6 protein-coding genes are annotated in these 8,658 nt (G+C 39.2%); all 6 read right to left on the bottom strand.

The window, feature by feature from the left end; genetic code table 11:
- Window positions 1–14 precede the first annotated feature (14 nt).
- Window positions 15–491, bottom strand: a complete 477-nt coding sequence (locus NNC77_RS15660; protein WP_233522190.1) for a hypothetical protein — start codon at window positions 489–491, stop codon at window positions 15–17.
- Window positions 492–503: 12 nt separating this feature from the next.
- Window positions 504–2,708 (bottom strand): peptidase domain-containing ABC transporter, encoded by a 2,205-nt coding sequence (locus NNC77_RS15655; protein WP_254971731.1) that lies wholly within the window; start codon window positions 2,706–2,708, stop codon window positions 504–506.
- Between the two features lie 20 nt (window positions 2,709–2,728).
- On the bottom strand, window positions 2,729–5,050 hold the full coding sequence (locus tag NNC77_RS15650; protein ID WP_254971733.1) for an outer membrane beta-barrel family protein: 2,322 nt from the start codon (window positions 5,048–5,050) through the stop codon (window positions 2,729–2,731).
- 6 nt (window positions 5,051–5,056) lie between these two features.
- On the bottom strand, window positions 5,057–6,382 hold the full coding sequence (locus NNC77_RS15645) for a radical SAM/SPASM domain-containing protein (RefSeq protein WP_118201559.1): 1,326 nt from the start codon (window positions 6,380–6,382) through the stop codon (window positions 5,057–5,059).
- Between the two features lie 480 nt (window positions 6,383–6,862).
- Window positions 6,863–7,606, bottom strand: coding sequence for a hypothetical protein (locus tag NNC77_RS15640; protein ID WP_254971736.1), 744 nt, complete (start codon window positions 7,604–7,606; stop codon window positions 6,863–6,865).
- 32 nt (window positions 7,607–7,638) lie between these two features.
- The gene (locus NNC77_RS15635) at window positions 7,639–8,589 is read right to left on the bottom strand and encodes a relaxase/mobilization nuclease domain-containing protein (protein ID WP_254971738.1); all 951 of its coding nucleotides are present in this window, start codon (window positions 8,587–8,589) and stop codon (window positions 7,639–7,641) included.
- Window positions 8,590–8,658 lie beyond the last annotated feature (69 nt).

Here is an 8,658-nt window from a genome sequence, read left to right as displayed (position 1 = left end):
TATTCGGATATAGCTTATCCGAATACCTGCTGCCATAACGTTTTGTTGCTGACGATGATTCTGACATCGGCTTTCATGTACTTTTGCAACACAGGGGACTTTTGTCCCTGTGTACTCACTGTGGCTATAGCCATAAAATAGTTACCATCTTCCCTATGTATGAGCCTGGCTTTATGGCTTGTGATGTCGCAGTTATAAGATGCATTATCGTTGCCCTCGAAAGATACATGAGCCGTCCTTGGCTCATCGAAAAGATACAAATACTTGTATGGCACAAACACTTGCACTGTTCTTTGATTGATGACCTCACCATTAGCCTCTATGGATATAGGATAAGGTATCTTGTAGAAAGCAACTGCGAGGGCGAGGACTATTATCGTAATGACAACCGTTCCCAAGCTGACGAGGCGAGGAGGAACTTTGCCTATCACGTTCCTCACCTTCTCGCTTCTCAACTCGATATTATCTGATTCTTTTTCATTCTGTTCCATATCAATAGCATTTTAGTTTCCCAATTCCAATTGATTCTTCACAAGATTATAGTATGCCCCTCGCTTGGCGGTCAAAGACTCATGGTTGCCAACCTCAACGACCTTACCATGGTCTATGACTACGATTTGGTCGGCATTCTTCACCGTACTCAGTCGATGAGCCACAATCACAACAGTCTTGCCCTTGTAGAACTTATCCAAGTTCTCCACGATGCTTCTCTCGTTGTTAGCATCTAGCGAGTTGGTTGCCTCGTCAAGGAAGATATAGTCTGGATTCTTATACACCGCCCTTGCTATCAAGATGCGTTGTTTCTGTCCCTGGCTCAGTCCCACGCCATCACGTCCAATCTTGGTGTTGAACTTCAGAGGCAAAGCCATCACATAATCCTTGATACAAGCTATCTCGGCTGCTTTTAGCAACCGTTCCTTGTCTATGTCACCATCATCAACAGCAATGTTTCGTGCAATACTCTCCGAGAAGATGACACCTTCCTGCATCACAACGCCACATTGTCTGCGCCACCATTTCTTGTTGAGCTTGTTGATGTCAGTATTGCCTATGTTGATTTGTCCCTCCAAGACGGGATAATAACCAAGCATCAAACGGATGAGGGTGGTCTTTCCACTGCCAGATGCGCCAACGATGGCTGTTACCTTACCTTGCGGAATGTGAATGTTCACATTGTCTATGGTCTTGCGCAAAGCATGTGGATCATATTTGAACATGATGTTCTTGATGTCGATGCCCTCGTCCTTGTCCTCAATATAAGTTAGCAAGCCTTCCTTTCCGTTCTCATCATCCATCTGGTGAATCTCGTTGATTCGTTCCAAGCTAATCTTCACATCTTGCAGAGAATAGAAGAAGTTCATCAGTTGCTCCACAGGCGAGTTGAGCTGTCCGATGATGTATTGCACGGCAAGCATCATACCGAGTGTCATTTGACCATGGATTACGGCGGTGGCTGCAACTACCGTGATGATGATGTTCTTCACCTCGTTGATGAAGATACTTCCAGCCTCCTGTGTCTGTTGGAGTTTGAGTGATTTCATCTGCACCCCGAACAAGTCTGCTTGCGTGTCCTCCCATTCCCATCTTCTGCGTTGCTCACAATCCTGCAACTTGATTTCCTGCATGGAGGTGATAAACTCGTAGGTCTTATTGTTGTTAATAGCTTGCTGCTCAAACAATTCATAGTCGAGCACCTTTCTCCGTTTCAAGAACAAGGTCATCCATGCGCCATAGAGGATGCTTCCCAACAAGAAGATGGCAAACACAAACTTGTTATAGAAGAACAACACCACCGAGAAGACCACGAAGGTGAGCATGGCAAAGGTAATATTGAGCGTTTGCTGAGTGAGGAAGTTGTTCACACGGCTATGGTCGTTCATTCTCTGCATCAAGTCGCCCATGAGCTTCGTGTCAAAGAAAGACATCGGCAACTTCAAGAGCTTGATGAAGAAGTCGCTCACCAATGAAATATTGATGCGCAAGGATATATGAAGCAATAGCCATCTGCGGATAAAGTCGATTGCCGTTCGGCTGATAGTGAGCATCAACTGTCCCAACAGGATAAGCCAAACAAAGCCGATGTCTTGGTTCTTGATGCCGACATCTACAATGGACTGGGTAAGGAATGGCAAGACAAGCTGCAAGAGGCTTCCGACTACCAAACCCAAGATAATTTGTCCGAAGTACTTACGGTATTTCCTCACATACCCAAAGAGAAAACGGAAAGACCTCTTCTCTTTGATGTTCTCTTCACCCTCCATCTTGTAAGTATAGAAGGCTGGAGTGGTTTCCAAGAACATGGCAATGCCCTTGTCCTCATCATTGGATTTTGTGCTTATCCAATGCTGCTTAAATTCTTCTAAGCCATAAGTAACCAATCCCTTCCCTGGGTCAGCGACATAGAATTTCTTGCCTTTCTTTACCTTATACAAGACAACAAAGTGATTCTGATTCCAATGAAGAATACAGGGTAGAGAGGCTTCACCTAACATAGAAATGGTAGTTTTTGTACTTATTGTGTGTAATCCTAGGATATTAGCTCCCTCATTGATGCCTAGCATGGACACCCCTTCCGTTGTTGCAAAGCAAAGTTTCGACAGTGAATCCATTGTGTACTCTCTGCCGAAACATTTACATATCATTTGCAAGCATGCTACCCCACATTGCATAGAATCATGTTGGTGGGTGAATGTAAAATTATTTTTCATCTTGAATATTAATCGTTTTTTTACAAGCGTTTTCTTTGTTGTATTCCCGCACCTGTTCCTTTGTATTTGTCTTTTTTTGCATTTAAAGCATATCGAACAGTCAACATAACAGAACTTGACGAATAAGATTTGATATTTGAACAACTCTGTTTACCAGAATATATGACACGTCGCAAATTGGCAGTACCAAAGATATCATTGGCATAAAGCTGTATAGTTAATCTATCTTTAAGTAATGTTTTATATAACGAAATGTCTGTATTCCAGTAACTATATGTAAAGCAATTGCCCATATTTCCTTCAGTTTGAACTGTCATTAAAAGTGAAGCCATAAACCATTTGGTATCAAAAGTATTATTGATATGAAATGTTCCAATGGGATTACTCAATGATTTCGAATTTGGGTTTGACATGTAAAACCATTGTTTGGATATAGCTGCCTTAAGTTGTGGATGCCAAAAACCAATCGAAGGGCTAAGGCTTAAATTCGTTTGAATTTTGTTATAACTTTCCATATTTTCTGGTCGCATTATTGATATTTGCATATTTTCACCATAAGGTTTTACAATACTACAAATTTCATCAGAAATATGGGAATAGATAGCGGAAAAAGCAATGCTACTCCAAGTGAAGTAAAATCCTAAGTTACGACTTTTCGAAGGAAGCAGATAAGGATTTCCAGACTCATAAGTATAGCGATTGTCATATTGAATACCATTTCTTAATTGATAGTATGATGGGCGATTTATATCGGAAGCATAATTAACTTGTATTTGTGAATCTCCTATAGGAAACGAAATAGACAATGATGGAAATAGGTCACTAAATCTTTTACTTTGAGATGGGACATATTCTTCATGACTATAATACTTAAAATTCGTGTTCTCATAACGTACTCCCATAAGAATAACAGCGTTTCCAATACGTCTATTATAATCACAAAAAGAAGAGTATGCCTTTTCCTCAACAGTGCTTCTTTCATTGTTGAGGAGATTTATGGGAAGTACATCATATTTGCTTTTTCGTTTGTTGTCAGAAAGCTCTCCTCCCCAAGAGAAATGCCCACCAAAAAGCGGTATCGTCAAATTGATTTTTGACGCAAGTTGGTAACTAAAAGAGTTGCGTGACGTTTCAACTTTTTCAGAAGTAGCGTCCATGTTCGCATCTATCCACTCATTATTATACATGTGCTCCTTTTTATTGTACCAATAATAGTCAATATTGAAGTCAACTGTCAATTTGCCAACCTTTCCTACATAGTACGCATTTGTAGTTACTGCTGTAGAATTTGCAGGAGACTCATAATAGCTATGAGAAGATTCTGATATGTTAGAATCTTTTGTAACTACTGCATCCATGGTTCCAGAACCGTAATTTTTAGCAAACCTATCATAGCTTGCTCTTACTCCTAACGAAGTACTGTCATTAAGCTGATAACTAATAGCCAACTTGGCATATGGGTTGACATTCGTATATTCTTGAATGATGTTGTTATTTTTCTCCCAAACGTTATCTAAATATGTAAACTGTTGGACCAGTTTGTCATCTTCCGTATTGGAATAATCACAATACAAAGAACTAGAAATGTCCATCTTTTTATAATGGAAATTTAATGTGGCAACATTTGTGGTACTAAAACGTTTTTCTTCATTTATACCATAAGATGAACTCATATCAACACCCCAACTGTCTTCCTTGCGAGTCTTGGTTGTAATACGAATTACACTTTTTGTGGCTGCGCCATAACGTGCTCCAGGATTGTTGATAACCTCTATGTTTTTTATATTGTCACCTCGCAAGTTTTTGAGTTCCATTCGGTCAATAACTTTATGACCATTAAGGTAAAAATCGGGAACGCCTCTGCCTAAGACTTGCACTTTTCCATCAATAATTATAATGTTTGGAATATAGCTCAACACATGCTCTAAAGTTCCTGCCTTTTCCAGAAAACTTCCAGCAATATTGGTTAACATTCCTTCGTCTTTCAATATAGTCTTAGGTAAATTACTTTTAATCACCACTTCACTTAAAGTATTCCTATCTTCGTTAAGTACCGCTTTTATCACCTGTTGTCCATCAACATTCATTACTAATGTAGAATAGCCAATTCGTGAGAAACGGAGAAAACCTTGTTTTCCCTTTGAGTCAATTGAAAATTTTCCATCGGAATCAGTTCCTGCACCATTGATAAAGGTCGTGTCTTTTCTTGATAAAAACACCACATTGACAAACTCTAATGGAAGTCCCAAAGAATCAATAACTTGTCCCTCTACGTTCTGGCAAAAAACATAGAGGGGCAAGAACTGAATGAACATAAATACTATTATTCTAAAACATTTCATTGTATGCTACTTTAAAGAATTGTAATAATTTTCAAGACATTTATCTAATAGCCCTGGAGCTTTCTGCATACATTGGCATAAGTTAAAATTGCCATTATGGTATATATTGCGTTCATTGTACCAAGCACACTTACCATTGCAGATAGGTAAGAAAAAACACTTCCTACATTCAGTGTCATTATACCATTCGCAGCCAATGTGGTATCTGTAGTAAAGTTCCTTGTTAACTATACCTTTTCTATTGATATATCCAACAACTTTAGTCTTGTCTGAAACATCATTCCAACATTTATAAATTTCTCCTTGTGGACCTATTATGAAAGAATTGATACAAGAAGCGCAACAGGTTTTGGATATGCCTAATGAAGGGTAAACTTCTCCCTTTAATATTCCCTTTGAATATATATCATAAAGAAAATTTGCAGTTTCCCAACGTCCAAATGCAGGCTCTACAGTATTAGTCATTTCTTTATTTTCTAATCTTATAATGCCTGGGTACACAATAACATTATTTGAGTTGACCATGTTGTTAATGTCTTCTCGAAGAGAAAAATAATCTTCAACATTGTTTTTGTCGATATTGACTCTAACATGCAACTCTGTCTGTGGCATATTTTCAGCAATTAATTTTATATGCTGTAGGATTGTATTAAAAGAAGGAGCTTTTGTACTTTTCATAGCTCTCAGCTTATTATGCCTGTCTTCTTGTCCATCTAAAGTTATTTGAATACTATCTAACGGATGTGATTCAAAAATTTCCATGGCTTTCTCATCAAAGTAATAGCCATTGCTTATAATTGAATGGTGCTTTAAAGTACATCCTATCTTGTCTAATCCTTTTAAAATTTTGTCTATTACCTTCAATCCCAAAAGTGGCTCGCCTCCGTACCACGTCAAACTCATGTTGTCCTTGCCTTTATTCCCTTTTATGAACTCTAACAAATCCTTGATAGTATCTTCACTCATAATGCCACCTCTTTTCCCATTTTCAAAACAGTAAGGGCAATCAAAGTTACAATTCAAAGTTGGAACTAAGACGAGATTTAATTTTGTTGTATCATGTTGAACTGTTTGAGTGACGAATTGGCTTTCCAAGACAAAATTATCATCAGATTCCTTAAATCCAACAAAGCCCTCTTTGCAAAGAGTTTCTAAAACTTCACTTGGTACAATCTCGTTAATCGGTTTTTCTTCTGTTTGGTGTACCTTCAACAATTCAAATACGTAGTCAGACAATTCTATAAAAGAATTTGCCTTTGACGAATATGCTAATGGTACCCCTGTCGTACTACGAAAAAAGTAACAATATCTTGAAACATATAAATTCTTCATATTTCATAGTTTTAATGTGCGCACCTATATTCGCGACTACAGATGCGCACTTTTTTCTTAGTTGTTATGCACAACTTCACTAATTATTTTTTTACAGATGTGGATGGCTTAGCTGGTGTTGTATTACTATTGCTGATCCAACAATCGCATGTACACGTTGTAGCAATGGAATCAAGTGATTCGTTCAAGCCACCTTTGATGTTAACCAAGTCTTCTGTGGTCATAACATCTTTGTTTTTGATAACTTTTATGTCCATAATTTTGATATTTTGTTGCCTACATTTTAGCGCATCGGCTTTCGCTCCTTGTTATAGTTTGGTCTATATATAATAATGTCGACTTTATTATTCTTTTTGCTGAATAAGACTAGTCATTCAAATTGACGACTGCAAAAGTACTGCTTTTTAATTGCAGCTTCATTACATCAATATTAAGAATTCGTTACATTGTAAAAATGTGACAACTGGTATAGGTTCTCTCTTACTTTTTAAGCCTTTCTTTTATATCATTAGCTTCTTTGTTCAATTGTTTTGCAAGACTATCTTTGTATGCTGCCATTTCTATCATTTCATAATGGTGGCGGACAGAATCATCATAAGCAATAACACGATTTCTTACGTTGTCTATAATATTTTCATCTCGTTGCACATTGAAATATTTTTCGATGTAGCGAATGTTCGGGTCATCTACTGACAGAACCATCTTCAATGCCCTATACTTCAAGTCTGCCTCCTCCCAATCTTGATGCTCTCGCCATTGCGTGAGATTGCCCCAAATGGAGAGGACAAGAGACAGAGCCAAGCTACCAATGAAAAGAAGAACTTTCTTTGAGGTTGGCTCGAAGCGATGGGTTACAACCTTCTTTTGAGGTGAATTGTTCAACACTTCAAGTTTGTCCTGCAATACCTTCGAGAAAACATCATTCTCTTGTCTCATCTGCTTGACTGCATCAACCAAGAACTTGCTTCGCTGCTCATTTTTGCCAAGTTCAACCTTAATAAGGTCAGCAAAAACGACAATGGCATCTCTTAATTTGGATATTTTACCTCTGACTTCCTCTTCTTTGATAAATATCGCATTGATTGACTTATCCAAGTTGGTTATGTCATTACTTGCAGGAACGGTTTCTGCTCCTGCGTTCTTTGTGGAGGCAGAAAGCTCATCGACTTTCTGCTCCAATCTCTCAACTGTGCCATAGATGGCTTCCAATAGTTCTTCTTTCATGTTCGATTCTAATTTTAAGTTTGTAACTTGCATCAAAGGCTGAAGCCTTTTCTGCGTTTTCTCTTTTTCTTCTTGGCGGATTCATCCTCTGGGAATGGCTCATAAGTTTGGGCATTAGACGGAGCAAACAAGCCGATGGAAGAAATATTACTCCAAGGGTCTTGGGTATGTTCTGTCGTTGGTTGAGTCTGTTCTACTTGGTGACAACTTAGTTGTCCTCCCTGCATAGATTCGGCTCTTGGCGATACACGATTATACTCTGTGCCAAGTCTTGCATCCAACCTGACAAAGCTGTATTCTCGGCTAATCTGCGTACCCTTGAAGCTATATCCATCCTTGCAGAAACGGATGCCTTGTACCTTGGTTTGCTCCTTATCCATATAGACAAGCTCCAAGTGAACACCTTGCTTTGCAAGTTCTTTCTTGAACTTCTGCCAACTATCTGCGACTTTCAAGGCATCTTTAACGGCATTGTGAATCTCGTATTTTGCACGCTCCGCATTGCGCAATTTGCGAGTGTTAGTCTTGCTCTTGTCAGTTCCATAAGTCAATCCATACTTGGATTTAAGAGCCTTGGTCACTTGCTCATTACGCCTGTAATCATTCCTGTCTGATATGAGCTTGCCCTCGTTATTGATGCGGTTGTACACGATATGGCAATGTGGATTGTCCGTGTTGTGATGCCTTACGATGATGAATTGGGTATCGGTGATGCCCATCATCTGCATGTATTCAAGGGCTATCTTAGCCATGAACTCATCCGTCAAACGTGGCTTGTCCTCTGGCTTGAAGCTCAATGCAATGTGTCCCACAGGCTTCTTAATCCTTGGATTTAGCTGCCTCTGTAGCTCGAAACTTTGCGTTATCTCGGCATTCGTGCCGAGTAGCACACCATCCGAGGCGATGATTTTCGCCTCGTCCTTGCCTGTCACATAGCGGACGCAACCACCAAAGGATGCACCTTTCTTTAGCTTGCCTATCATGTGGTATCCTCCTTTCTGCCCATACTGCTTGGCTTCGGTTTATAACTTGCTTGGCGATACTCGCCAAGG

Source organism: Segatella copri (genome assembly GCF_024330485.1).
GTDB classification, from domain to species: Bacteria; Bacteroidota; Bacteroidia; order Bacteroidales; family Bacteroidaceae; genus Prevotella; species Prevotella copri_L.
The sequence above is the reverse complement of the archived record's forward strand: the minus strand, read 5'-3'. Positions and strand labels throughout refer to the sequence as shown.